The organism is Mycobacterium sp. NGS18, assembly GCF_059813185.1.
This window is the reverse complement of record NZ_JCALEC010000003.1, coordinates 395,644-419,154: the sequence shown is the minus strand read 5'-3', so window position 1 is coordinate 419,154 and position 23,511 is coordinate 395,644. Positions and strand designations below refer to the sequence as shown.

Genomic DNA, 23,511 nt, shown 5'->3' with positions numbered 1-23,511 from the left:
GCGGTGCCCCAAGCCGTTGTTGCGATGGCACCCATTAGCCGCCGCCCCCTGCACCGTTTCCGGCGTCGAGTTGTCCGTAGAGCAGTGCGATTGTCGATTCTTGTTCGGCAAGCTTGGTTCTCAGTGCGCGGATCTCACCGTCCTTGGCGACCAGTTGGGCACGTAGGGCGGCTACGACGGTGCTCTCGCGGCCCGTCGCGGCGTCGAGCGAAGGCGGCTGGCGTCGGTAGGCGTCGATGATCGCGACGAGGTCGCGGTGCTTGTAGACGGTCTTGCGTTCTACGCCGGCGCGGGCAGCGACGGTGGATATGTTGATGATGGCGTTGGTCTTGCGCAGGTGTTTGATGGCGCGTTCGATATCCCGGCGCTTGGTCTGGGAGATGTTCTTACGGTAGTCGGCCAGGGCGCGGCGGGCGTTATCCGAAGGGGGAGGGGGGCGTTGCCTCATCCGGGTGCGTTGGGGTCGGCTTTGCGTAGAACAGATTCGTGGCTGCCGCGGGTCTTGACCTTCAACAGCGGCAACCGGTTTGAGGCACCAGCACCGCCCACACTGGCTCCGTTCGCGAGGCCCTCGGTGTCGGTGTGCAGACGCTCGATGATCGCGTCCAGAGAGGCGATCTCCCGGCGCCGTTCGTGAATCCACACGTTGTCGTCGGTGAGTTCCCGCCCGCTACGTCGCCGGTACTGTTCGCGGCGGACCTCGATCAAGTTGACGGTCTTGGCGCGCTGCGCGATCAATTCGTCGAGATGAGTGGCGTCGGTGGCGAAATGCCCGCATGACAGACAAGCATTTCCTTTGTCACAGCTCTTCAGCGGAGGAAGCAGGCACACGCCGTTGGGAAGTACCCGATCCGTGCGGGCCGCCAGTTGAGTCATGTCATAAATATCGGATGGACTGATTGCGATATCGGTGCCGTGTGCGCCGACCTTCTTGTGCCGCAGGAATTCTGACTCAGCTGTTGCAGCAAGCGTCGCAGCGTAGCGCAGGGTCATCTCAGGGGATGCGTGCCCAAGGTATCGCTGTACCACGTGAATGGGAACGCCGTCGTTTAGCAACTCGGTGGCCCGGGTATGGCGCAGCCGATGGGTCTGGCTGAACCGCAGCGGACGCCCGGCCGAGTCGGCCAGGCCGTGAACCTTGTCGAGTTTGTTCAGTGCCACACCGTAGGACTGGTAGGTGCGGGCCCGGTGGCCCTGATGCTGGTGGCGCAGTCCGAGGAACAGGTACTTCGGGCTCAGCCCAGGGTAGCGGCGGCGAACCCACTGTTGCTGTTCGGTGATCACGTTGACCACCGCCTTCTCAACCAGGATCGACGGCAGTACCCCGTCGACCTTGGTCTGCTGGTAGCGCAACTTGGCGACGAATGCGTTGGGGTCATCGGAATCTGTGGGGCGTTCCGGGCCGGGAATAGCGGTCAGAGGGTCGAAGTCGAGCATCAGTATCTCCGAGGCTCGGCGTCCGGTCAGCGCCTGCAGCAGCCAGACGCGCGCGGCTTGCGGGTCTCCGAGGCCGGCGACAACCGAGATCGTTGCATCAGGGTGAGTGATGGCCACCGGCATACCGCGATCGGCCGCCAGCACATCGAGGTAGCACAGCATCTGCTGCAATTCCGACGTGGAGAACCACGTCAGCTCCCGCTGCCGGTTGGCGCGGCGCGTTCGAAACGCCGCGCCCCACAGACGCGTGTAGGTGTCGGTGATCTGAGCCCACCGGGGGTCGCCGGTCGCCGCAGCGGCTTCCTCGGCGTGATCAACCATGAAGGCGTAGAACACCTGGGCCTGCGACTGGGTCGAGTCCACCGCGGATGCTGACAACGGCCGGTCTGGTTTGAACTGTGCGGATGGGGATTTCAGGTAGTTGGAGAACTCGGTGAACAACAACCGCAGGGCGGCGCGGTCATCGGCCAACAGTGGGGTGCTGATGTTGCGGGCGGCCAAGAACGGGCCGAGGTGCCTGGCCATGTTGCGAGCACGATCGGCTACCGATGACCAGCGCAGCAATTCCGCGGTTATGGAGGTGCGCAGCCAGAACCGCACGCCCTCACGCAGCCAGGGCGGGTGGATCGCGGCAAGTTTGACGACTTGGTCATGGCTGGGTTCATGTTCGCGCTGTGGTATGCGGGGATCAGCCCGTAGATCCCAGATGTCATGGGCCCACCACGGGGCATCGGTGCAGCGCACCGATACGTAAAGATGCAGGTGCTCGATCAAGGCCACGACCTGGCGCCGAGCCCCCGCGGAGGGCAGGCGGGCGTTGCGGCGCTCAAAGCGCACCACGGCGTGACGTACGACATCCTCGGCCGCGAGGTCTGCAATGCTCACTGGAGGCCGGTGATACCGCTGCTGGTGCTCGGCGGCGGCGTCGGTCAAGGCGACGGCCGTCCACTTCAGCAGGAACGGCTCGATCTTGCGGATTCCTTCGTGGCCGCACAACCACACCCACCACGCCATTTCTTGGCGAAAGCGTTCTGGGACATCGGCGGGGGTGAAGTCGTGGCCGTCGGGATTGTTCAGGTAGCGCTGGTTGCGCACGAACACGGCGTCGAACGGTGCAGCGTCGATGCGGTAGTGCAAAGTTCGCCACGATTCAGGGACCTGCTGCCATTGCCGATCCCACACGGTGGCCGCCGCGGATCCTGCAGAATCGACGTGACTGTTACGGGGTTGAGTCATGGCTCACCTTCCAGCCGGCGACGAAGCTCTTCCACTGCGCGACCGTGCGCATCTCGGCGTCGGCGGTCACCCACCCGTAGATCGACAGCGTGGTCTGCACATCGGCGTGGCCGAGACGGCGCATCACCACGTGTTCAGGCACCCCAGACAACAGCAGAGCTGTAGCGTGGGTGTGGCGCAGCCAGTGAGGAGTCCAGTCCTGCGGCAACACATCAGCATGGGCGGCCGTGAGGGTGTCCACCTTGTCGTAGACGGTTTCCGGGCGCAACGGTGCATAGCGCTGGCCGCGTGCCAGATTGACGAACACGAAGTGCGACGCCAGATCGGCAACCGCGACGTCGGCGGCCCACCCGATCAGCTGCCACACGTACTCGCTGTAGAGGGCTACCAGATCATCGCCGATGTAGATCCGGCGTGCACCGGACTTGGCTCGTACCCCATGGGGGTGATCGTCGCGGCCGGCCACCAGAATCGACGGAGTCTCACCCCCGGTGATATGGAAATCATTGTGGCGCAAAGATAATGCTTCACCTATTCGCATTCCGGTCTCGGCCAGGACGGCGAAGAATAACCGGTCACGCAAACCCGCCTCGCTGCCGGTCCACTCACCCGACGGCGACTGCACACTGCAGCCATCCAGGATGGCGTTGACTTGATCGGGCAACAACACCGGCGTCTCGCTGCGATTGGGTGCACGCCGGCGGTGCACAGGCACCTCCTGATCACGTCGCGGTCCGACACCAGCCAGGGTGGGGGCATAGCGGCGCCGCGAGGATCGGGCGTGGGAGGAAAACAAGCGGCGGTACGGGCGGGTCAAATCGTGGGCGTCGGCGAAGTACCGGTACATCGACAACACCGCAGCCCCCCGCGGCTGCAACGACGACTCGGCCATCCCAGGCCCGGGCTCACCGATACGGACCATGCCCGGCAGATCCCCAGTCCGCAGATAACACAGGAACTCGCCAAACAGGCTAGTGGGAAAATCATCCCAGGCCGCGCCGGTGTGTTCGAGCACCGTCCACCACGCCGATAGCCCGTATGCGTAGGCACGCACCGTATTTGGAGACGCGCCCTGATCTGCGAGGAACCGCAAGTACTCTCGGGCAGGTGCAACGGGTAGCCGATCGGCGCCGACCACCGTGTAGGTATCAGGCCGGTCCGGGAAACACAGCCGCTGCACCCGCGCCACGTTCAGCAGCCTCTCGCGCCGTTCATGGAGTTTTACCGCGACGGAAATCGTCGAGGCGGACCACTTGATGCCGCTCTTCCGGGGCTGATCCGCTAGCACCGCGCATCCCGACGGCAGCCATCGGGCGCCTGTCAGATGCAGGTGAAGGCCGTTGCGTAGCCAGGAACCATTCGAGCAGATCCGATGGAAATATCATTGACTCGCGTGCGGCCAGCATCGGCACCGAGGCATCCCCGTAGCAGCGTTCCACCCACTTGCGCAGCAGCCTGGGCCGCTCGGGGTCACGTTCGTTCCATCCGGGTTCCGTCATACCCCAGGTATGCCCAGTCTCAGGATTGATCCGTGAATACAGTTGTGTGGTAAGCATTTTTGCGCGATCAGCGTCGATCAATCCCGAGTCACGCATGTGCATGATCAGCGAACCCAACGACAAGCCCCACTTGTCCTTGAGCGGTTTGAGGTTCAACAGTGACATCACCTGTGGCAACTCCGGCGCCAGCGCGGCGACGGGCGCCAACAACTCGGTGGCGAACCGGTTGGCCTCCAACTCCTCGCCCGAGTTCACCGAGCAGTGCCCACGGCTGTGCAACACCAAATGCCCCAACTCATGGGCAACGGTGAATCGGGTCCGTTCCCACGACTCGGATTCGCGCAACACTACGAGCGGGCGATCCCGGTGTCGTCCCACCCAACTCGAATAACCCAAGTGCTTCTCGTCACGCGCTCTCCCCGGTGTGGCCGCGAACTCGCTCTCCCACTCACCCGGAGTGCGCCGCCGGACGATCACCGGTGCACCCAATCGCTCAGTTTCATACATCAAATCATCCAGTGGCTCATGAGGTTCTAGCCCCATCGCCTCGCGCAGCCACCCTGCGGCCTGGACCGCGCTCGGCCGGTGATGATCCTTGCCGCAGATCGACGGGACCTTCACATGAGGCAATTTCGACCGCTCATCCAGGTCGCCGAGAAAATCGCCGGCGAGCGAAGCGAACGTCGCCAAGAAGTCCTGCTCGCCAACAGTCATCGACTTTGGCGCCCGGAAAAGCAACTCACCCGCCGATACGCGAGACTGCGGTTCCGAGCTGAAAAACCGTGCAGGAAAGCGGAACAACTCCGACAGCCCCGCAACCTCATCAACGGACAACATGATCGTCGAAGACTTCTCGATCTTCGTCTGGCGGGCATTGCTCCAGCCAACCAGGCCCACCACAGAAGTTGCCGTCATGCGCCGCAATAGCCGGGCCTGCCGGACCCGTGCACCAAAAACCTCGATCATCGTGCGCTCGATTCAACATCACCCGAGTGGGAGCCCCGCATGCACCCAGCAGTGTGCACGAGGGCTACGACGATTCCGGCGGCGCTTCGTTCAGTGTCTCCTCGGTGACGCCGTCGGCATCCGCGAAGTCCTCGTCCCGGCGCCGCTTTCCGGGCATTGCAACCTCGGTAGCCTGCGTGAACGGATCCATGGTGGGTGCCGTTTTCGCACGCTGCTCCATGATCGGTGGCGGCAGCGGAGTGCTGGCGTAGAGTACCTGAACCTTGTCGGTGAGTATGCCCGCAGCCAAGACCGCACCACCCAAGCCCAGATTGCCTGGCCACCACAGTACGTATTGCCGATACCCGGGAGGCTCCGGAATGCCATCCCCGCCGCCGATTGGGTACCCCAATTCCTCCTCGATACTCAGCTGATGCTCGCCGGGCACATACTCCACCGATTCGAGCAGGCTGCCGTCCCAGTTGCGTGGATGTTTGCGCACCCCGATACGAGACCCCTTCCCGTCGACCAGAACAATCCCAAACCCGTTGCCCTTGATCGCCTTCAAAGTCGAGTCCTCGGTCTGGCGACGCCACCTCGAGAACAGCAACGTCTCCAGCAGCGTGCATGACACGGTGATTCCTCGGGGATCGTTCCCCTGATCGACGTACCGGTCCGGAACCTCCGCCAACCTCGCACACAGATCGCCATGCGTTTCGCCCAACACGAGAGCATGCTGCTCGACGAACTTCTCCACCAGCAGTTGTGGATTGTCGTGTAGGTCCATGGGGTGAATTTTTACCCCGGTATCCCACATCGGCCGGCGCGCCACGCCGTGCAAACTTGGAAAATGTTTGGCCAACCATACCTAAGAGGATACATGTATACGATGATTAATGTGCAGGTAAACACGCTGATTGACCAATAGAACGTGTTAAACCTCTGATAAGAGGTGCCAAATGCTGTTGCACGTCGGGCGCGACCGCAGCGGCCGCCGGCAGCTCACCGACATCTCCTTGCTGCGCCGCACCGCTTCCGGCATGGTGGTCGCCGCACCGGTATGGCAGGTCGAGCGGGGACTGGGCGAGAACGTCCCCGAATTCCGTGCCCTGCTGCGTGATCGGATGCCGGCATGATCGTCGCGGCGCTCGCCCTGGCCGCGGCGGCGCTGCTCGGCGCCTCCCCGCGCCGACGGCTGCAACCGGTCGGCCGCGCCGGTCGCCGGGTCAGCCGATTGAGAGTGCTCGGACCGCTGGGCGGCGCCGCGGCCGTGCTGGCCGCGATCATGCTGCCGGCGAGCACCTGCCTGGCCGGAGCGGTGTTGGCCGCCACGGTGGCGCTGCGTCAGCGCCGCCGTCGCCGCAGCCGGCGTGCCGTCGCGGAGGCCCGCGCCCTGGAGAGCGCGCTGGATGTTCTGGCCGGTGAGTTGCGCATCGGCGCACATCCGGTGCGGGCGTTCGATGTTGCGGCCGCCGAAACCGGCCACGGCCCGGTGGCCGCTGCCCTGCGCGGCGTGGTTGCCCGGGCCCGGCTGGGTGCCGACGTCGCGACCGGCCTGCGGGAGGCGGCGCGGGCCTCGGCGCTGCCCTTCTACTGGGAACGGCTTGCGGTCTACTGGGAACTCGGCGGCGAGCACGGACTGGCGGTAGCCACCTTGATGCAGGCCGCGCAGAGCGATATCACTGCTCGGCAACGATTGTCGGCACGGGCCGATGCCGGGATGGCCGGCGCGCGAGCCTCGGCGACCATCCTGGGCTGCCTGCCCATGCTCGGGGTGCTGCTGGGGCAACTGATCGGCGCCCGCCCGATCGGCTTCCTGCTCGGCCGCCCTGGCGGGGTGCTGTCGGTGGTCGGGGTGAGCCTGGTCTGCACCGGGCTGTTGTGGTCGGACCGGATCACTGTGGGTGCCGCCCCGTGACTACCGCCGCGGTGTTGCTCGCGGTGGCCCTGCTGGCCGCCCCGTCGACGGTGCGCGCCCGGGCCGGGATGTCCCGGCCGGAACGTCGGGTGCGCCACCGGGCGGTGCCGGGCACCGACGCGCTGGCGTTGGCCGCCGGCCTGGAAGTGTTCGCGCTCTGCCTGAGCGCCGGGATGCCGGTTTCGGGCGCGGCGGCCGCCACCGCCCGCTCGGCGCCGTCGCCGCTGGCCGAGGCGTTGCGCCGCGGTGCGGATCTGTTGGCGCTGGGCGCCGATCCGGCGATCGCGTGGTCGCCGCCGCCGGGCGATGCGCTCGACCCGTCGACGATCGCGGTGCTCCGATTGGCTCGGCGGTCGGGCTCCTCCGGCGCGGCCTTGGCGACCGGGCTGGGCGAACTCGCCGCGCACTGCCGCGACGAGGCGGCGCACGCTGCGACAGCCGCCGCGGAGCGGGCCGGGGTGCTGATCGCCGGGCCGCTCGGGATCTGCTTCCTGCCGGCTTTCGTCTGCCTGGGCATCGTGCCGGTGGTGGCCGGGCTAGCCGGCGACGTGCTGCGGTCGGGCCTGTTGTGAGCAGGAGATGCTTCGCGGAAGAGCCGCGACAACCCAGACCGGGTGAGGAATGAAGGAGGTGCGGTGGACACACGGGTATCGCAGGTGCGCAACATGTTTCGAATCGTCCAGCTCAGAATGCTGTTGCTGGCGACGGAGGAGTCCGGGATGTCGACGGTCGAATACGCGATCGGCACCATTGCCGCCGCCGCCTTCGGCGCGATCCTCTATACCGTCGTCACCGGCGATTCGATCGTCTCAGCGCTGACCCGGGTGATCGGGCGCGCGCTGAACACCAAGGTCTGACGGGCGGTGGCCGGTCGTGGTCGATGTGCCGACGATGCCGGCGCCAGCACGGTGGAGGCGGCGTTCGCGCTGGCGGCCCTGGTCTCGGTGCTGGTGTTGTGCCTGGCCGGGATCAGCGCGGTGTCCGCCCAGGTCCGCTGCCTCGACGCCGCCCGGGAGGCCGCCCGGCTGGCGGCGCGCGGTGACACCCCGGCGGCAACGGCGGTGGTCCGGCGGATCGCACCCGCCGGCGCGGCGATCCAGCTGCGCTCCGACGGCGAGTTCGTGGTCGCGAAGGTCACCGTTCGGCCGACGCTGCTGCCCGGGCTTGCCGTTAGCGCCGAGGCGGTGTCGGCCGCCGAGCCGTCCCGGTGAGGCCGGCGCGGCCACCGTGGCCGCCGCGGCGATGGTCGCGGTGGTGCTGAGCCTCACCGGCGGCGGCGTCCTGCTCGGCGCGGTGGTCATCGCCCGGCACCGGGCACAGGCGGCCGCCGACCTGGCCGCCGTCGCCGGTGCGGCCGTCATGCCCGCCGGGCCGGCGACGGCCTGCACGCAAGCCCAGCGACTGGCCGCGCGCATGGGCGCCGTTGAAAGCTCCTGTGCGGTAGAGGGACTCGACCTGGTGGTCACCGTCGCCGTGGCCCTACCCGGCTGGCGGATCGGTCCGGCCCGCGCCACCGCCCGAGCCGGGCCGGTCGACTCGAGCTAATGCGGCGACCCGCCGCGCCCGGCTCCGCGGTGCTTGCGGCCGCCTGGGACGCGTTGATTTAGGACGCGCCGGCGGCCGGATCCAGGCCGGCGTCGGCCAGCTCCCGCTCGGTAGGCAGCCGCAGCGCGATCAGCCCGGCGTAGGTGCCCTCTTCGAGTTCCACCCGGTTCACGGTCACATGCACCGGCGCCCAGCCCCCGCCGGCCTGGCGCAGCCGCAGCACTCCGGTGGTCGGCCCCTGGGTGAAATCGCTTGTCATGCGGGCGATCAGGGCTTCGTCGTCGGGGTGAGCCCGGGGAGAGTCCACGGTGCCGCGCCAGTCGTAGAACGGACACGGGTCGTCCAGCCACTTCAGCAGCCGCCAGTCGGTCAGGTCCACCATGGCCCGGTGTACGCCGGGCTGGGCCAGTCCGTGCAGGATCTGCTGCGCCAAAAAATCGGGCCGCTGTACGGTGCCGTCGAGCTGCCCACGCCAGTTCATGCCCCGCGACACCAAATGCTCGCGCCCGCTTGCCGGATCGGATTCCCACGCGGTGCGCGCCACGAAGCTCACCCGGATGGTGTCGCCACGGAAATCGGCGATATCCCAACTGCTGCAGACGGTCTGTCCGGGCTCGGCTCGAATCGCCAGCGCCAGCACCTTGTTCTCGTTCGGGCTGAAGTCCCGGGTGGGCAGTTCCTCGGCGAAGGCGCGACCGTGGGTGGCCTCCACCTCGGGATCCTTGCCGCTGTTGGCCAGCGATTGCTTGGTGTCGGTGGCGACCCCCAGGGTCAGGTCCCACTTCAGCGGGCCCGGGGTGGGGCGCTCGGGTGGTTCGAGGTCGGCCGGCCCGCTCCAGACGTGCACGCCGTGCACTCGCCCATCGGACATCACCACCGGCTCGGTGCGGATCACCCGGTCGCGCCGGGGGGTGATGCTGGCCAGGCTCTGCCCGGTTCGCACCGATTCGGCGATCGCGGTCTGGATCGCCGCCAGATGCGGGCTACGACGCAGGAATTGGGCGATCGGCACCAGATTCTTGACCTGGCGCCCCTGCGCGACGACTGCCGGTTCCTCGCCGAGCGTCTCCACCAGCAACCAGTCGTGGGCCATAACCTACGGATTTTACGGCCGGCGGTGCGCTACCAGCACCTACAGCGGCCGTTTTCCCTGTTTCGCCGACGGGCTACGGGTAGCCTATTCGGTTTTCGAGTTGCGCTGGTCCGATACAGCCGGTAACTTACGGCCGCGTCCGGCTCTGTACCGGGTTTGAGGAATGGTCCGCTTTTTTCGACCGTTCGTCTTGCTGCTTCGTCGGCTGGTGTGTGGCGCGCTGTGCCACAGCGAGCCCGCGGAGTACCGGCTCGGGGGAGTCGGCCGTTCGGGGGGTCGGCCGACTCCCGCAGTCGGTGCGGTACGAATGCGGCGACCCGCCGCGCCCGGCTCCGCCGCGCTCGCGATCGCCTAGCAGCCGCGGCTCAGCTCGCCGAGCACCAATCGCAGCACCCGCACCGCGCCGTCCTTGTCCAAGGGTTCGTTGCCATTTCCGCACTTGGGTGATTGCACGCACGACGGGCAGCCGTGCGGGCATTCGCAGGACTCGATCGTCGCCGCCGTGGCCGCCAACCAGCTCGCCGCCGCGCGGAATCCACGCTCGGCGAAGCCGGCGCCGCCGGGGTGCCCGTCGTAGACGAACACGCTGGGCAGCCCGCCGAGCGCGCCCGGCCCCAACGCGGTGGACAGCCCGCCGATGTCGCCGCGATCGCAGCTGGCCACCAGCGGCAGCAGCCCGATCGCCGCGTGCTCGGCGGCGTGCAGCGCCCCGGGGATCCGTGGTTCGGCGATTCCGCACTCGGCCAACGCTTCGGGCGTCACGGTGTAGACCACCGCGGTGGTCGGCAGCGTCGCCGGGGGCAGGTCCAGCTCGATGAAGTCCAGCACCTCGCCGGTCGGCAGGCGACGCAGGTAGCCGATGATCTGGCGGGTCACCGTGACCGGCAGCAGGCCCAGGCTGACCGCCCCGAACCAGGCCCGCTCGCCCGAACCGGTTACGTCGATGTCGGTGATCTCGCGGGCGAACGTCGCATAGCCGGGATCCTCGGCGTGCACAAACGCGATCTGGCGCTCGGTGTCCAGCGAGTCGACCAGGTAACTCTCGCCCTGGTGCAGATACACCGCCCCGGTGTGCACGGTGGCCGGCGCGCGGCCGGCGTCGACGCTGCCCAACAGCCGGCCGGTGTCGGCTTCCAAGATCACCACCTGCCCGCCGGCCGATCCCCGGATGTCCACGGCCGCGTGCGGGTCGAGCCCGGGCGCCGGGAAGTACTTCTCGGCCCGGCGGCGCAGCAGCCCGTCGTCGACCAAGTCCTCGGCGACCTGCTCGGCGCCCAGCTGCGCCACCTCGGCGGCCGTCACCGGCAGCTCTACCGCCGCGCACAACAGCTGCGGCCCCAGCACGTAGGGGTTGGCCGGGTCGATCACCACCTGCTCGATCGGTTTGTCCAGCAGCGCTGCCGGATGGTGCACCAGGTAGCTGTCCAGCGGGTCGTCGCGTGCGATCAGCACGATCAGCGCCGTCTGACCGCGCCGGCCGGAGCGCCCGGCCTGCTGCCAGAACGACGTCACGGTGCCGGGAAAGCCGGCGATGACCACCGCGTCCAGCCCGGCGATGTCCACCCCGAGCTCCAGGGCGTTTGTAGTGGCCAAGCCGTACAGCTCGCCGTCGGCCAGCGCGCGTTCCAGGGCGCGGCGATCCTCGGACAGATAACCCGCCCGGTAGGAGGCGACCTTGTCGACCAGCGCCGGGGCGACCGATTCCAGGCGGGTGCGGGCCGCCAGCGCGGTGAGCTCGGCGCCGCGGCGGGACCGCACGAAGGTCAGGGTGCGCGCCCCCTCGGCGATCAGATCGGCCATCACCCGGGCCGCCTCGGTCCCGGCGGCGCGGCGCACCGGTGCGCCGTTCTCTCCGGTGACGTCGGTGCGTAGGGCGGGCTCCCACAGCGCCACCGTCCGCGCGCCGCGTGGAGAGCCGTCGACAGTGACCTCGGTGACCGGCTGCCCGATCAGCGCCGACGCACTGGCCCCCGGTTCCGCGGTGGTGGCGCTGGCGAAGATCACCGTAGGGCCCTGAAGCGCAGGCGCCCCAGATCCCGAGTAGCGCGCGCACAACCGCAGCAGCCGCCGCAGCACCATCGCCACGTGTGATCCGAAGATGCCCCGGTAGTAGTGGCATTCGTCGACGATCACGAAGCGCAACCCGCGCAGAAACACCGCCCAGCGGGCATGGTTGCGCAGCATCGACAGGTGGATCATGTCCGGGTTGGAGAACACCCAGCGCGACCGTTCCCGGGCGAAGCGGCGCAGCTCGGCGGGGCTGTCGCCGTCATAGGCGGTCGGCGCGACCGCGGTCGCCGCGGTGGCCAGCCGCGGCACCGCTGCGGTCAGCGTGTGCGCCGCGCGCAGCTGGTCATGGCCCAACGCCTTGGTCGGCGACAGATACAGCGCCCGGGCGCGTGGATCGCTCGCCAGCGCGTCCAGTACCGGAAGTTGATAGGCCAGCGACTTTCCCGACGCCGTGCCGGTGCTGATCACCACGTGGCGCCGGGCGTGGGCGAGCTCGGCGGCGGCCAGCTGATGTGACCACGGCGCGTCGATCCCACGGGCGGTGAACGCGCCGATGACCTCGGGTTGGGCCCACTGTGGCCAGGCGCCCACCTGACCCGCCGATGACGGCAGGTCGGCGACGTGGCGCAGCGGATTTTCGCCCGGTTCATTGCCGGCGAGGGCAGCGGCCAGCAATTCACCGCCGAAATTCACCGTCATTGGCTCTGTCCTTAATCGCCTGCATAGAAGTCCGCTGCCGTATTGCGCCCGCTGCCTCAAACGTTCGACCGGCGATTTCGGCACCGCAGTCTGTCCCTGAGGCGATGAACATGGTTGACTGATGGGCGGTCGTAGCTTCTGTGTTCGTGTCAAGCCTTCGCAGGATCTGTGGTTGCGGCCGCAGTACCCGCAGGGTAGTGGTCGGTGGCAGCACTGATCGACCGCCAGGGTACGGCGGCCGGAACAGGCCCGGGGCAGCGAAGGGCGGTGCCCCGAACAACGGTGCAATGCACCGGGCAAGAAGAGTAAGGAAAGATCGACAAATGCCACAGGGAACTGTGAAGTGGTTCAACGCGGAGAAGGGCTTCGGCTTCATCGCGCCTGAAGACGGGTCAGCGGACGTGTTTGTCCACTACACGGAGATCCAAGGGTCCGGCTTTCGCACCCTCGAGGAAAACCAGCGCGTGGAGTTCGAGGTCGGGCAGAGCCCCAAGGGTCCGCAGGCCACGGGCGTCCGCGCCGTCTAAGCAACTGGATTCGGCGACACCCCCCGGGCAGCTCCTCCCAACGGAGCAGAACCGGGGGGTTTCGTTTCGGGCGGGTCGGACCGGTTCGGCCGACCCGGACGCCGCCGGATGGTGGACCGGCTTACGGTTCTTGACGTGAGCCAGCTTTCCTTCTTCTCGGCAGAGTCGGTGCCGCCCAGCGTCACCGACCTCACCGGGTTGCTGGCTGGCCCGGGGCAGATCGTCGTGACGGGCGGCGCCGCGCGGGTTTCGGTCGTGGTCGATGCCCACTGGCGGGCAGTGGCGTTGGCCGAGCTGATCAGTGAGGCCGGTCTGCTGCCCGAGATCACCCGCACCGAGGAGGACACCCCGCTGGTGCGGACCGCGGTGGATCCGCGGCTGCGCGTACTGGCCGATGCCTGGACCCGCGGAGCGGTGAAGAACGTGCCGCCGCAGTGGCTGCCGGGCCCGCGCGAACTGCGGGCCTGGACGCTGGCGGCGGGCGCCGCAGAAGCCGACCGCTACCTGCTCGGCCTGGATCCGCACGCACCGGACACCTTCGCGCCGCTGGCCTCGGCCATGATGCGCGCCGGGATCGCCCCCACCTTGATCGGCACCCGCGGCAGCAGGCCCGCGCTGCGGATCACCGGTCGGCGCCGGCTCGCACGGCTGGTGGAAAACGTCGGGGAATCACCGCCTGATCCCCAGGCGTTGGCTCAGTGGCCGCGTGTCGAGGCGCCGATCCCAGGCCATCTCGGTCACCTTTGAGACAATTCAGCGCTGTACGCCGGTTTGCGTCGGCATGGCCGTGAGTGCGAGATTGTCAGTTGTCCACCGGCGGCGCGACGTGGCGGTGCGGACAGAAGTGGAGCGTAAGCGCAGTTGGCTGACTCTAAGACGGTGAATGCCCGCAACGGCGACAAGGACTCACCCGTGCGGCGACTCGTCATAGTCGAGTCGCCCACCAAGGCACGAAAAATTGCCGGTTACCTGGGCAGTAACTACGTCGTCGAGTCGTCTCGCGGGCACATCCGCGACCTGCCGCGCAACGCCGCGGACGTGCCGGCGAAGTACAAGACCGAGTCGTGGGCGCGCCTGGGCGTCAATGTCGACGCCGACTTCGAACCGCTCTACATCGTCAGTCCGGACAAGAAGAGCACCGTCACCGAACTCAAGGGCCTGCTCAAGGATGTCGACGAGCTCTACCTGGCCACCGATGGTGACCGGGAGGGCGAGGCGATCGCCTGGCACCTGCTGGAGACCCTCAAACCGCGTATCCCAGTCAAGCGGATGGTGTTCCACGAGATCACCGAGCCGGCGATCCGCAACGCCGCCGAGAACCCGCGTGACCTGGACATCGACCTGGTCGACGCCCAGGAAACCCGGCGCGTCCTGGACCGGCTCTACGGCTATGAAGTCAGCCCGGTGCTGTGGAAGAAGGTCGCCCCGAAGCTGTCGGCGGGCCGGGTCCAATCGGTTGCCACCCGCATCATCGTGCAGCGCGAACGCGAGCGGATGGCGTTCCGCAGCGCCTCCTACTGGGACGTGGTCGCCCAACTCGATTCCAGCGTCTCCGACCCGACGGCGTCCCCGCCCACCTTCAGCGCCCGGTTGGTCGCCGTCGACGAGCTGCGGGTGGCCAGCGGCCGTGACTTCGACTCACTCGGTGCGCTGAAGAAGCCCGCCGAAGTCACGGTGCTCGACGAGGCCGCGGCCACCGCGCTGGCGGCCGGGCTGCGCGGTGCTTCGCTGTCGGTGACCTCGGTGGAGGACAAGCCCTACACCCGTCGCCCCTACGCGCCGTTCATGACCTCGACGCTGCAGCAGGAAGCCGGCCGCAAGCTGCGGTTCTCCGCCGAACGGACAATGAGCATCGCCCAGCGGCTCTACGAGAACGGCTACATCACCTACATGCGGACCGACTCGACGACGCTGTCGGCCAGCGCGATCGATGCCGCCCGCACCCAGGCCCGCCAGCTCTACGGCGAGGAGTACGTCTCGCCGTCGCCGCGCCAGTACACCCGCAAGGTCAAGAACGCCCAGGAGGCCCACGAGGCGATCCGGCCGGCCGGGGAGACCTTCGCGACCCCCGACGCGGTGCGCAACGAGCTGGGCAGCGACGAGTTCCGGCTCTACGAGCTGATCTGGCAGCGCACGGTCGCCTCCCAGATGGCCGACGCCCGCGGCACCACCTTGAGCCTGCGAATCGGCGGGCAGTCCGGCGCTCAGCAGGTGACGTTCGCCGCCAGCGGGCGCACCATCACCTTCGCCGGGTTCCTCAAGGCCTACGTGGAGACGGTCGACGAGCTGGCCGGGGGTGAGGCCGACGACGCCGAGCGCCGGCTGCCGCAACTGAGCCAGGGCCAGCGGGTGGATGCCACCGAGCTGACCCCCGACGGGCACTCCACCAACCCACCGGCCCGCTACACCGAGGCCTCGCTGGTCAAGGCGCTCGAGGAGCTGGGCATCGGGCGGCCCTCGACCTACTCGTCGATCATCAAGACCATCCAGGACCGCGGCTACGTCTACAAGAAGGGCAGCGCGCTGGTCCCGTCCTGGGTCGCGTTCGCCGTCATCGGGCTGCTCGAACAGCACTTCCGCCGGCTGGTCGACTACGACTTCACCGCGGCGATGGAAGACGAGCTCGACGCGATCGCCGCCGGCCGGCAGCGCCGCACCGACTGGCTGCACAACTTCTACTTCGGCGGCGACTACGGCGTGGACGACTCGATCGCCCGCGCCGGCGGCCTGAAGAAACTGGTCGGGGTCAACCTGGAGGGCATCGACGCCCGCGAGATCAACTCGATCAAGCTGTTCGATGACGAGCAGGGCCGCCCGGTGTATGTCCGGGTCGGCAAGAACGGCCCGTACCTGGAGCGCATGATCACCGGCGACGACGGCGAGCCGACCCCGCAACGGGCCAACCTGGACGACTCGCTGCCGCCGGACGAACTGACCCTGGCGATGGCCGAGGAACGCTTCGCCACCCCGCAAGAAGGCCGGTCGCTCGGCATCGACCCGGAAACCGGGCATGAGGTCGTCGCCAAAGACGGCCGGTACGGCCCGTACGTCACCGAGGTGTTGCCGCCTCCGCCGGACGACGACTCGGGCGCTACCGCCAAGAAGGGCAAGAAGCCGACCGGGCCCAAGCCGCGCACCGGGTCGCTGTTGCGCAGCATGGACCTGCAGACCGTCACGCTCGAGGACGCGCTGAAACTGTTGTCGCTGCCGCGGGTGGTCGGGCTCGACCCGGGCTCGAATGAGGAGATCACCGCGCAGAACGGCCGCTACGGCCCATACCTCAAGCGCGGCACCGACTCTCGATCGCTGTCCAGCGAGGAACAGATCTTCGAGATCACCCTCGAGGAAGCGCTCAAGATCTACGCTGAGCCGAAACGCCGTGGCCGCCAAGCAGCTTCGGCGCCGCCGCTGCGCGAACTGGGTGCCGACCCGGCGAGCGGCAAGCCGATGGTCATCAAGGACGGCCGGTTCGGTCCGTACGTGACCGACGGGGAGACCAACGCCAGCCTGCGCAAGGGCGACGAGGTGGCCTCGATCACCGACGAGCGCGCCGCCGAGCTGCTCGCCGACCGGCGGGCCAAGGGGCCGGTCAAGAAGGCCGCCAAGAAGACCGCCCGTAAGGCGCCGGCGAAGAAGGCTGCTGCGAAGAAGGCAACCGGGCGCTGAGTCAGTCCGCGGCTGAGGTTTCTGCGGCCTTGTCGTTTGAGGCCGGAATCGCTTCGGCCACCGCAAGGTTCAATGGCCGAGCCAGCTGAGTGGGCACGGCGCGGCCGCGCAGTTCGACGATCTCGCCGACCTCCCAGCACAGGGCCTCGGCGTCGACCGCGCCGCTGACCGCGACCGCCGACGCCAGCACGTGCCCCGCCTCCAGCTTGGCCAGCTCGGTCAGCCGGGCGGCCTCGTTGACCGGGTCGCCGATCACGGTGTACTCGAAGCGGGCCCGGGCGCCGATATGCCCGGCGATGGCCCGGCCGGCCGAGACGCCGATACCGAACTCCTCCGACCCCAGCACCGGCAGCAGCCCATCGTGCAGGTCGCGGGCCGCCGCCAGCGCGGAGCTACAGGCGTCCGGGTGCTCGATCGGCGCGCCGAAGATCGCCAGCGCGGCGTCACCCTGGAACTTGTTGACGAAACCGCCGTGCCGCCCGACGGCCTCGACCACCACCCGGAAGAACTCGTTGAGCAGGTTGACCACCTCGCTGGGCGGTCGCGTCGAGGCGAGCTGGGTGGAGCCGACCAGATCGACGAAGAGTACCGCCACATCGCGTTCCTGGCCGCCCAGCTCGGTGCCGCGCTCCAGCGCACGCCGGGCCACATCCTCGCCGACGTAGCGCCCGAACAGGTCGCGCAGCCGCTGCCGCTCGGCCAGATCACGCACCATGTCGTTGAACCCGGCCTGCAGCAGGCCGAGTTCGCTGGCGTCGTAGATCTGCATGTGCGCGTTGTAGTTGCCGCGCTGCACCTCCCCGAGCGCCCAGCGCAGCTGGCGCAGCGGGTCGGCGATCGACATCGACACCAGCGCGGTGCCCGCCAGCCCGATGATCAGCGCGGCCAGCGCCATCAGCAGGATCGGGGTGAACAGCTTGTCCGGTGAGGCGTCGAGCAGTGACGTCTTGCCGGCCAGCACCGACACCACGATTGCCACCAACGGCACCCCGGTCGACAGCACCCACGTCAGCAGCTGACGCAACAGCACCCCGGGTGCCCGCAGGTTCTCCGGCGCCCCGCCCCGCAGCGCCGCGACGGCGACCGGGCGCAGCACCCGCTCGGATTGCAGATAACCGATGATGGCCGTGGCCGCCGCACCGAGCGCGGTCGCGGTGATCACCACCGGCACTACGTCGTTCACTACCGGCCAGCTGATGATGACGAACACCACTCCGCCCACCGTCCAGTAGCCGATGCTGATCAGCGACCGGTAGAACGGCATCCGCAGCGCCCGGGACCGCGCGAGTTCGGTGTCAGCGGAGTCGGCGTCGGGGTCGGGGCCGGTGAGCCGCGCCTCCCGGCGCTGCCAGCGGAACACCGGCATCAGCACCGAGGTGCTGACCGTGAAGCCGACGGCGAACAAGCACAGCAGGGTGACGGCGAAGATCACCAGGTTGGCGCGCGGCAGGTCCTGCAGGTTGATCCGATCCTCATCCGGCAGCCCGAACCGCAGGAAGCCGAACACGAACAGCGCACCGATGATGTCGGCCTGCAGCATGCTCAGGGTGAACACCGGCCACGGCGTACGCACCACCCACCGGACGAATCGGCTGATCCGCCCGCCCAAGGTCGTGGTACTCACCAGCACACCGTATCCGGCGGGACGACAAAGCCGGAGTTCGATTATCGCGGCCAGCCACTACTGTGACCCATGATGTCCGGGGTTTTCGCACGATTGGTGGGCCAGCAGACGGTGGAGGCCGCGCTGCTGGCCGCCGCACGGTCATCCCGGCGTGATTCTGCTCACAGCGCGGTGACCGCCGGGGGCATGTCGCACGCCTGGCTGATCACCGGGCCGCCGGGTTCGGGCCGATCGATTGCGGCAGTGTGCTTTGCGGCAGCGCTGCAGTGCACCGCCGAGGACGCCGAAGGCGGGCCGGGCTGCGGGCGGTGCCGGGCCTGCACCACCACGATGGCCGGGACGCACGCCGACGTGCGGCGGGTGGTGCCCGAGGGGCTGTCCATCGGCGTCGACGAGATGCGGGCCATCGTGCAGGTCGCCTCCCGTCGGCCCGGAACCGGTCGGTGGCAGATCGTGGTGATCGAGGACGCCGACCGGCTCACCGAAGGTGCGGCCAACGCCTTGCTCAAGGTCGTCGAGGAGCCGCCGCCCTCGACGGTGTTCCTGTTGTGCGCCCCGTCGGTCGATCCGGAGGACATCGCGATCACCCTGCGCTCGCGGTGCCGGCATGTGGCACTGGTGACGCCGGCCCCGGCGGCGATCGCGCAGGTGCTGATCGCCACCGACGGGCTCGACGCCGAGACGGCGGACTGGGCGGCGGCGGTCAGCGGCGGCCACGTGGGCCGGGCCCGGCGGCTGGCCACCGATCCCGAGGCCCGCCAACGCCGTCAGCGGGCCTTGACGCTGGCCCGCGATGCGGCCACCCCGTCGCGGGCGTTCGCCGCGGTCGACGAGCTGGTGGCCGCCGCGGAGTCCGAGGCGCGTGATCTGACCGTCGAGCGCGCCGAGGCTGAGACCGAGGAGCTGCGCACCGCGCTGGGGGCCGGCGGCACCGGCAAGGGCACCGCCGGAACGCTGCGTGGCACCGCCGGGGTGATCAAGGACCTGGAGCGCCGGCAGAAGTCGCGCCAGACCAGGGCATCGCGCGACGCGCTGGACCGGGCCCTGATCGATCTGGCCACCTATTTCCGGGATGCCCTGCTGGCCGCGTCCGGGGTCGATACCGCCCGGCCCAGCCATCCGGACATGGCCGATGCCGTGGCGGCGATGGCCGCGCATGCGCCGGCGGCTGCGCTGTTGCGCTGCATCGAGGCGGTGCTGGAATGCCGCGAGGCGTTGGCGGTCAACGTCAAGCCCCGGTTCGCTGTCGGCGCCATGGTCGCCACCATCGGTCAGGCGCTGCGGGCCGACCTGTAAACTCGGCTGGTCCCGGTCTCGGTCGGGGCGCGCCGCCTTAGCTCAGTCGGTAGAGCGATTCACTCGTAATGAATAGGTCAGGAGTTCGATTCTCCTAGGCGGCTCCACCCACCACCGGCAGCCGAACCCGGAACACCGTGGCGCCGTCGGCGGATTCCACCCCCACCGAGCCGCGGTGCGCGCCGACGATCGAGGCCACGATCGCCAACCCCAGCCCGGTGCTGCCCAGCTCGCCGGAGCGGGCCTTGTCCGCGCGCACGAACCGCTCGAACAGGTGCGGCACCATGTCGGCATCGATCGCCGGGCCGTCGTTGGCCACCGTCAACTCCGCGACCGGCCCGCCCACCCCGCAGCGGTCCTCGGCGATGGCGGTGGTGACTGTCACCCCGGGCGGCGTGTGCACCCAGGCGTTCTTCAGCAGGTTGGTCACGACCTGGTGCAGCCGCGCGCGGTCACCGCGCACCCACACCGGGGCCTCGGGCAGGTTCTTGACCCAGTGGTGGCTCGGCGCGGCCGCCGCGGCGTCGTTGACCGCATCGAGCACCAAATCGGCCAGGTCGACGTCTTCGATATCCAGGTCTTGGCCTTCGCTGAGCCGGGACAGCAGCAGCAGCTCGTCGACCAGCGACGCCATCCGCTGCGCCTCGGATTCGATACGGGCCAGCGCGTATTCGGTGGTCGGTGGCAGCGTGGAACTGTCCTGACGGGTCAGCTCGGCGTAGCCCTGGATGGCGGCCAGCGGCGTGCGCAGTTCGTGGCTGGCGTCGGTGATGAACTGCCGCATCCGCCGGTCGGCTTCACTGCGATACGCCAGTGCGCTATCGACGTTGTCCAGCAAGCGATTCAATGCGCCAGCGACGATACCGACCTCGTTGTCGGGATCGACATCGGTGGCGGCGACCCGGATGGTGATGCGTTCGTCGCCGTCGGTCAGCGGCATCGCGGCCACCGAGGCGGCGGTGGCCGCGACCCGGCGCAGTGGGCGCAACGCGTAGCTGACCACAGTGATCGTCAGACCGGCGGTGATCAGCAGCGCCACCGTGTAAAGCCCTGCCGCCGAGGCCATTCGGCGGGCAACGGTGCGGTTCGCCAGGTTCAGCGACCCGCCGATGAACAACAGGTCGTCCTCGTCGGCGACGCGGGTCTCCACCCGGTAGGACCCCAGACCGCCCAACTCCATCGACTGCGGTGGGCCGTTGTGCCAGTGGTGGGCGTCGATGGCGGCGACCACGTTCGCGGGTGCCGGATAAGGCTCTTCCTCGGTGAACACCGCCGAACCGATCACCTTGCCGTTGCGCAGCACCGCCAGCACGTTGCCCGGCGTCTGATCGTTGAAACCCAACATGGCCCGCCCGATGTTCGACATACCGTCGGGGCCGGTGACGTTCTCGACGCGGCGATACTTGGCAAAGGAGTGGCTGAAGGCGTTGAGCGACTCGGAAAGATCGGCGTCGCTGGTCGCGGTGACGTAGCTGCGCAGGCTCAGCACCGACACCACGCCCACGGCCACGAACGCCACCGTCACCACGGCTGACACGCCGAGCACCAACTGCCGGCGCAGTGCCCGCGGGCGCCACCACGGCGAGGAGTGCGTCATTGCGGCGGCTTCAGCATGTACCCCACCCCGCGCACGGTGTGGATCATCGGGGGGTCGACGTCGATCTTCTTGCGCAGGTAGGAGATATACAGGTCGACGATGCTGGTGCGGCCGGCGAAGTCGTAATTCCAGACCCGGTCCAGGATTTCCGCGCGCGCCAGCGCCCGCCCGGGATTGCGCATCAAAAACCGCAGCAGCTCGAACTCGGTGGTGGACAGCGAAACCGGAACACGCCCGCGGCTGACCTGCCGGCTGGCGCCGTCGAGTGTGAGATCACCGACGGTGAGCACCTCGTCGACCGGTGGCATCAGCTGGGCGGAGCGGCGCAGCAGTCCGCGCAGCCGCGCCACCAACTCCTCGAGGCTGAACGGCTTGGTCATGTAGTCGTCGGCGCCGGAGGTCAGACCGGTGACCCGGTCGGTGACCGAGTCGCGGGCGGTGAGGAAAAGCGTCGGGATGTAGGCGTCGGATTCGCGGACCCGCTGCAGAATCTGCAGCCCGTCGACGTCGGGCAGCATGATGTCGAGAACCAGCAGATCGGGCTCGCCGCTGTGGAACTTGGTGACGGCGTCGCGGCCGTTGTGCGCGACGTCGACCATCCAGCCCTCGTAGTGCAGGGCCATCGTCACCAGATTGGTCAGCGCCGGCTCGTCGTCGACCAGCAGCACCCGGATCGGGGACCCGTCGGGCCGATTGATCCGCGGCAGTTGCCCGAGGATCGCCTTGCGCGGACTCCGGTGGTCCGTGTTACCCGACATCGGTCCCCATTTTCCACCCCGGAGTCGAGATCATTCGCCCAGGAGCCGTTGCTTCCGCTGAATGAACCTCTCCTGGGTCAGAACTCCCGAGTCCCGCAGCTCGACCAGGGCGCGGAGTTCGGCGACGACGCCGATCGCCTTCGCCTTGTCCGGCTTGTCCGGCTCTTCGGGTTCCTCGGCGGGCTTGGGTGGTGCCGCCGGCTTGGGATTGGGCTGGCTGGCGATCGCTACTCCGCGCCCCGGTGCCGCCGAGCCGGCCATGGCGCGCCCGGCCATGCTGGACAGGGCCATCTCGGCGTAGGGGGCTTCGGCTCCGGCAGCGGCCGTTGCGGCGGTGCCCGATTGCGCTGAGACCAAGGCGACTTCGCGCAGGGCCGAGGGTGCGGCGGCGGCCCAGGCCTGCGGCACCGACAGCGAGCCCAGCGGCACCGCCTTGCCCACGCTGGCCCACGTCGCACCGACCGGGCCGGACGCGGATCCCAGCGCGCCGACGCCAGGGGTGGCCTGGCCGATCAGACCCAAGCCGCCCAGCGCTCCCAGGCCTTCCGCGCCTTCGGGAAAGGCCAACTCGCCCAAGGTGATCGCCAGACCACCGAACGCTCCACCCAGCCCGATTCCGCCGAACGGGCCGACGCTGGCCACCTCCAGAACCGCGCCGGCCAGATCGAAGGCCAAGCCGGGGGAGATGGCATCGGCGGATTCGGCTGTGGAGCCGGCAAGGTGGCCGGCGGTGCTCAGGGCGTGGGTGGCAGCGGCGTTGCCGGCGGTTTGGACGGCCGAGCTGGTGGTGGTGGGGTTGGGCGTGGCGGTGTTGTGGGGTGCGGTGAAGGTGGGCAGTTGGGTGGCGGTGGCGGCGGTGCCGGCGTAGCCGTACATGGCGGTGGCGTCTTGGGCCCACATTTCGGCGTAGAGGGCTTCGTTGGCGGCGATGGCGGCGGTGTTTTGGCCGAGGAGGTTGGTGGCGGTCAGGGTGGCCAGCTGGGTGCGGTTGGCGGCGATGACGGCCGGTGGCACGGTCATGGCGAAGGCGGTTTCGTAGGCGGCTGCGGCGGCGTTGGCGTGGGTGCCGGCTTGGCCGGCTTGGGCGGCGGTGGTGCTCATCCAGGCGGCATAGGGGGCTGCGGCGGCGGCCATGGCGGTGGCGGCGGGGCCTTGCCAGGTTTCGTCGGTGAGTCCGGCGATGACGGTGCGGTAGGAGTTGGCTGCTGATTCCAGTTCGGCGGCCATGGTTTTCCAGGCACTGGCGGCGGCGCGGATCGGGCCGGATCCGGCCCCGGAATACATCAGCGCAGAGTTGACCTCCGGCGGCAACGCTGCAAAATTCATCGGCTACTCCGCGATCAGCCGGCAGCGGCCGCGTTCGCCGCCTCGGCGGTCGCATACGAGACGCCGCCGCCGCTCAGCGCGGCGACGAACATCTGATTGACGGCCGCCGCTTGAGCGGCCACGCTCTGAAACAGCGCACCGTTGGCGTTGAACAGCGCGGCAATCGACGTCGAGACCGCATCGGCGGCGGGTGCGGCCATCGCGGTTGTCGGTGTCGCCACCGCTGCGCTCTGTGCCTGCACCGCCGAACCGATTCCCTGCAGATCGCCGGCCGCCCCGGACAGCATCTCCGGTTGGGTCACCACGAAAGACATCTATTTACCTCCCCTTGTGAA

Annotated in this window: 22 protein-coding genes and 1 tRNA gene; 11 read left to right on the top strand and 12 right to left on the bottom strand. The window is 68.5% G+C overall.

Annotated elements, in window-relative coordinates; genetic code table 11:
- Positions 1–34: 34 nt before the first annotated feature.
- The 5 genes from AC5Y31_RS08425 to AC5Y31_RS08405 all read right to left on the bottom strand — a co-directional run bounded on the left by AC5Y31_RS08425 (position 35) and on the right by AC5Y31_RS08405 (position 5,904).
- Positions 35–448: a hypothetical protein gene (locus AC5Y31_RS08425; RefSeq protein ID WP_046284845.1), complete on the bottom strand. Its 414-nt coding sequence runs from the start codon at positions 446–448 to the stop codon at positions 35–37.
- Positions 445–2,673 carry a tyrosine-type recombinase/integrase gene (locus tag AC5Y31_RS08420; RefSeq protein WP_046284844.1) on the bottom strand — a complete coding sequence of 743 codons (2,229 nt, stop codon included), beginning with the start codon at positions 2,671–2,673 and terminating at the stop codon, positions 445–447. The genes AC5Y31_RS08425 and AC5Y31_RS08420 overlap by 4 nt, the downstream gene beginning before the upstream one ends.
- Entirely contained in the window at positions 2,657–3,862 is a 1,206-nt protein-coding gene (locus AC5Y31_RS08415; protein WP_109401152.1) for a tyrosine-type recombinase/integrase, read from the bottom strand. The genes AC5Y31_RS08420 and AC5Y31_RS08415 overlap by 17 nt, the downstream gene beginning before the upstream one ends.
- A gap of 22 nt (positions 3,863–3,884) precedes the next feature.
- Positions 3,885–5,138, bottom strand: coding sequence for an ImmA/IrrE family metallo-endopeptidase (locus AC5Y31_RS08410; RefSeq protein ID WP_052741218.1), 1,254 nt, complete (start codon positions 5,136–5,138; stop codon positions 3,885–3,887).
- 64 nt (positions 5,139–5,202) lie between these two features.
- Complete coding sequence (locus tag AC5Y31_RS08405; protein ID WP_046284843.1) at positions 5,203–5,904, bottom strand: hypothetical protein; 702 nt, start codon at positions 5,902–5,904, stop codon at positions 5,203–5,205.
- A gap of 172 nt (positions 5,905–6,076) precedes the next feature.
- On the opposite strand from AC5Y31_RS08405, the gene AC5Y31_RS08400 reads away from it, so the two are divergent.
- From AC5Y31_RS08400 to AC5Y31_RS08375, 6 genes are all read left to right on the top strand, one after another.
- Positions 6,077–6,253 carry a hypothetical protein gene (locus tag AC5Y31_RS08400; protein ID WP_207511661.1) on the top strand — a complete coding sequence of 59 codons (177 nt, stop codon included), beginning with the start codon at positions 6,077–6,079 and terminating at the stop codon, positions 6,251–6,253.
- The gene (locus AC5Y31_RS08395; RefSeq protein WP_499979563.1) at positions 6,250–7,035 is read left to right on the top strand and encodes a type II secretion system F family protein; all 786 of its coding nucleotides are present in this window, start codon (positions 6,250–6,252) and stop codon (positions 7,033–7,035) included. Before AC5Y31_RS08400 ends, AC5Y31_RS08395 begins: the two co-directional genes overlap by 4 nt.
- Positions 7,032–7,607 carry a type II secretion system F family protein gene (locus tag AC5Y31_RS08390; RefSeq protein WP_499979561.1) on the top strand — a complete coding sequence of 192 codons (576 nt, stop codon included), beginning with the start codon at positions 7,032–7,034 and terminating at the stop codon, positions 7,605–7,607. Before AC5Y31_RS08395 ends, AC5Y31_RS08390 begins: the two co-directional genes overlap by 4 nt.
- A gap of 93 nt (positions 7,608–7,700) precedes the next feature.
- A complete protein-coding gene (locus AC5Y31_RS08385; RefSeq protein WP_109470760.1) occupies positions 7,701–7,892 on the top strand; it encodes a DUF4244 domain-containing protein in 192 nt (63 codons plus the stop codon).
- Between the two features lie 51 nt (positions 7,893–7,943).
- A complete protein-coding gene (locus AC5Y31_RS08380; RefSeq protein WP_499979765.1) occupies positions 7,944–8,246 on the top strand; it encodes a TadE family type IV pilus minor pilin in 303 nt (100 codons plus the stop codon).
- Between the two features lie 16 nt (positions 8,247–8,262).
- The gene (locus tag AC5Y31_RS08375) at positions 8,263–8,580 is read left to right on the top strand and encodes an Rv3654c family TadE-like protein (protein WP_234787394.1); all 318 of its coding nucleotides are present in this window, start codon (positions 8,263–8,265) and stop codon (positions 8,578–8,580) included.
- 58 nt (positions 8,581–8,638) lie between these two features.
- On the opposite strand, the gene AC5Y31_RS08370 is transcribed toward AC5Y31_RS08375, so the two are convergent.
- Together AC5Y31_RS08370 and AC5Y31_RS08365 are read right to left on the bottom strand one after the other, a co-directional pair.
- Positions 8,639–9,673, bottom strand: coding sequence for a PAS domain-containing protein (locus AC5Y31_RS08370; protein WP_065024591.1), 1,035 nt, complete (start codon positions 9,671–9,673; stop codon positions 8,639–8,641).
- Positions 9,674–10,024: 351 nt separating this feature from the next.
- Entirely contained in the window at positions 10,025–12,382 is a 2,358-nt protein-coding gene (locus tag AC5Y31_RS08365; protein ID WP_065024592.1) for a DEAD/DEAH box helicase, read from the bottom strand.
- Between the two features lie 323 nt (positions 12,383–12,705).
- Between AC5Y31_RS08365 and AC5Y31_RS08360 the strand changes: the two genes are divergently transcribed.
- From AC5Y31_RS08360 to topA, 3 genes are all read left to right on the top strand, one after another.
- Positions 12,706–12,909, top strand: a complete 204-nt coding sequence (locus AC5Y31_RS08360) for a cold-shock protein (RefSeq protein WP_005138711.1) — start codon at positions 12,706–12,708, stop codon at positions 12,907–12,909.
- A gap of 135 nt (positions 12,910–13,044) precedes the next feature.
- Complete coding sequence (locus tag AC5Y31_RS08355) at positions 13,045–13,656, top strand: hypothetical protein (RefSeq protein WP_301632978.1); 612 nt, start codon at positions 13,045–13,047, stop codon at positions 13,654–13,656.
- A gap of 132 nt (positions 13,657–13,788) precedes the next feature.
- The gene (gene topA / locus AC5Y31_RS08350; RefSeq protein ID WP_499979762.1) at positions 13,789–16,575 is read left to right on the top strand and encodes a type I DNA topoisomerase; all 2,787 of its coding nucleotides are present in this window, start codon (positions 13,789–13,791) and stop codon (positions 16,573–16,575) included.
- Position 16,576: 1 nt separating this feature from the next.
- Here topA and AC5Y31_RS08345 read toward each other — a convergent pair whose 3' ends face one another.
- Positions 16,577–18,244: an adenylate/guanylate cyclase domain-containing protein gene (locus AC5Y31_RS08345; RefSeq protein ID WP_499979759.1), complete on the bottom strand. Its 1,668-nt coding sequence runs from the start codon at positions 18,242–18,244 to the stop codon at positions 16,577–16,579.
- Between the two features lie 27 nt (positions 18,245–18,271).
- On the opposite strand from AC5Y31_RS08345, the gene AC5Y31_RS08340 reads away from it, so the two are divergent.
- Together AC5Y31_RS08340 and AC5Y31_RS08335 are read left to right on the top strand one after the other, a co-directional pair.
- Positions 18,272–19,495, top strand: a complete 1,224-nt coding sequence (locus AC5Y31_RS08340; protein WP_499979557.1) for a DNA polymerase III subunit delta' — start codon at positions 18,272–18,274, stop codon at positions 19,493–19,495.
- 31 nt (positions 19,496–19,526) lie between these two features.
- Positions 19,527–19,602, top strand: a tRNA-Thr gene (locus tag AC5Y31_RS08335).
- On the opposite strand, the gene AC5Y31_RS08330 is transcribed toward AC5Y31_RS08335, so the two are convergent.
- From AC5Y31_RS08330 to AC5Y31_RS08315, 4 genes are read right to left on the bottom strand one after another with little or no spacing between them, the layout of a single operon-like run.
- Positions 19,590–21,092, bottom strand: coding sequence for a sensor histidine kinase (locus AC5Y31_RS08330; RefSeq protein ID WP_499979555.1), 1,503 nt, complete (start codon positions 21,090–21,092; stop codon positions 19,590–19,592). The two genes, AC5Y31_RS08335 and AC5Y31_RS08330, sit on opposite strands and share 13 nt — an antisense overlap.
- The gene (locus AC5Y31_RS08325; RefSeq protein WP_499979553.1) at positions 21,089–21,850 is read right to left on the bottom strand and encodes a response regulator transcription factor; all 762 of its coding nucleotides are present in this window, start codon (positions 21,848–21,850) and stop codon (positions 21,089–21,091) included. Before AC5Y31_RS08325 ends, AC5Y31_RS08330 begins: the two co-directional genes overlap by 4 nt.
- A gap of 30 nt (positions 21,851–21,880) precedes the next feature.
- Complete coding sequence (locus tag AC5Y31_RS08320) at positions 21,881–23,176, bottom strand: PPE family protein, SVP subgroup (protein ID WP_301633074.1); 1,296 nt, start codon at positions 23,174–23,176, stop codon at positions 21,881–21,883.
- A gap of 14 nt (positions 23,177–23,190) precedes the next feature.
- Entirely contained in the window at positions 23,191–23,490 is a 300-nt protein-coding gene (locus AC5Y31_RS08315; RefSeq protein WP_301633076.1) for a PE family protein, read from the bottom strand.
- Positions 23,491–23,511 lie beyond the last annotated feature (21 nt).

Bases quoted from the DNA above. Each gene is read 5' to 3' on its own strand.
- AC5Y31_RS08425 (WP_046284845.1), bottom strand. From the start codon at position 448: ATGAGGCAACGCCCCCCTCCCCCTTCGGATAACGCCCGCCGCGCCCTG.
- AC5Y31_RS08420 (WP_046284844.1), bottom strand. From the start codon at position 2,673: ATGACTCAACCCCGTAACAGTCACGTCGATTCTGCAGGATCCGCGGCG.
- AC5Y31_RS08410 (WP_052741218.1), bottom strand. From the start codon at position 5,138: ATGATCGAGGTTTTTGGTGCACGGGTCCGGCAGGCCCGGCTATTGCGG.
- AC5Y31_RS08405 (WP_046284843.1), bottom strand. From the start codon at position 5,904: ATGGACCTACACGACAATCCACAACTGCTGGTGGAGAAGTTCGTCGAG.
- AC5Y31_RS08400 (WP_207511661.1), top strand. From the start codon at position 6,077: ATGCTGTTGCACGTCGGGCGCGACCGCAGCGGCCGCCGGCAGCTCACC.
- AC5Y31_RS08395 (WP_499979563.1), top strand. From the start codon at position 6,250: ATGATCGTCGCGGCGCTCGCCCTGGCCGCGGCGGCGCTGCTCGGCGCC.
- AC5Y31_RS08385 (WP_109470760.1), top strand. From the start codon at position 7,701: ATGTTTCGAATCGTCCAGCTCAGAATGCTGTTGCTGGCGACGGAGGAG.
- AC5Y31_RS08370 (WP_065024591.1), bottom strand. From the start codon at position 9,673: ATGGCCCACGACTGGTTGCTGGTGGAGACGCTCGGCGAGGAACCGGCA.
- AC5Y31_RS08365 (WP_065024592.1), bottom strand. From the start codon at position 12,382: ATGACGGTGAATTTCGGCGGTGAATTGCTGGCCGCTGCCCTCGCCGGC.
- AC5Y31_RS08360 (WP_005138711.1), top strand. From the start codon at position 12,706: ATGCCACAGGGAACTGTGAAGTGGTTCAACGCGGAGAAGGGCTTCGGC.
- AC5Y31_RS08340 (WP_499979557.1), top strand. From the start codon at position 18,272: ATGTCCGGGGTTTTCGCACGATTGGTGGGCCAGCAGACGGTGGAGGCC.
- AC5Y31_RS08330 (WP_499979555.1), bottom strand. From the start codon at position 21,092: ATGACGCACTCCTCGCCGTGGTGGCGCCCGCGGGCACTGCGCCGGCAG.
- AC5Y31_RS08325 (WP_499979553.1), bottom strand. From the start codon at position 21,850: ATGTCGGGTAACACGGACCACCGGAGTCCGCGCAAGGCGATCCTCGGG.
- AC5Y31_RS08320 (WP_301633074.1), bottom strand. From the start codon at position 23,176: ATGAATTTTGCAGCGTTGCCGCCGGAGGTCAACTCTGCGCTGATGTAT.
- AC5Y31_RS08315 (WP_301633076.1), bottom strand. From the start codon at position 23,490: ATGTCTTTCGTGGTGACCCAACCGGAGATGCTGTCCGGGGCGGCCGGC.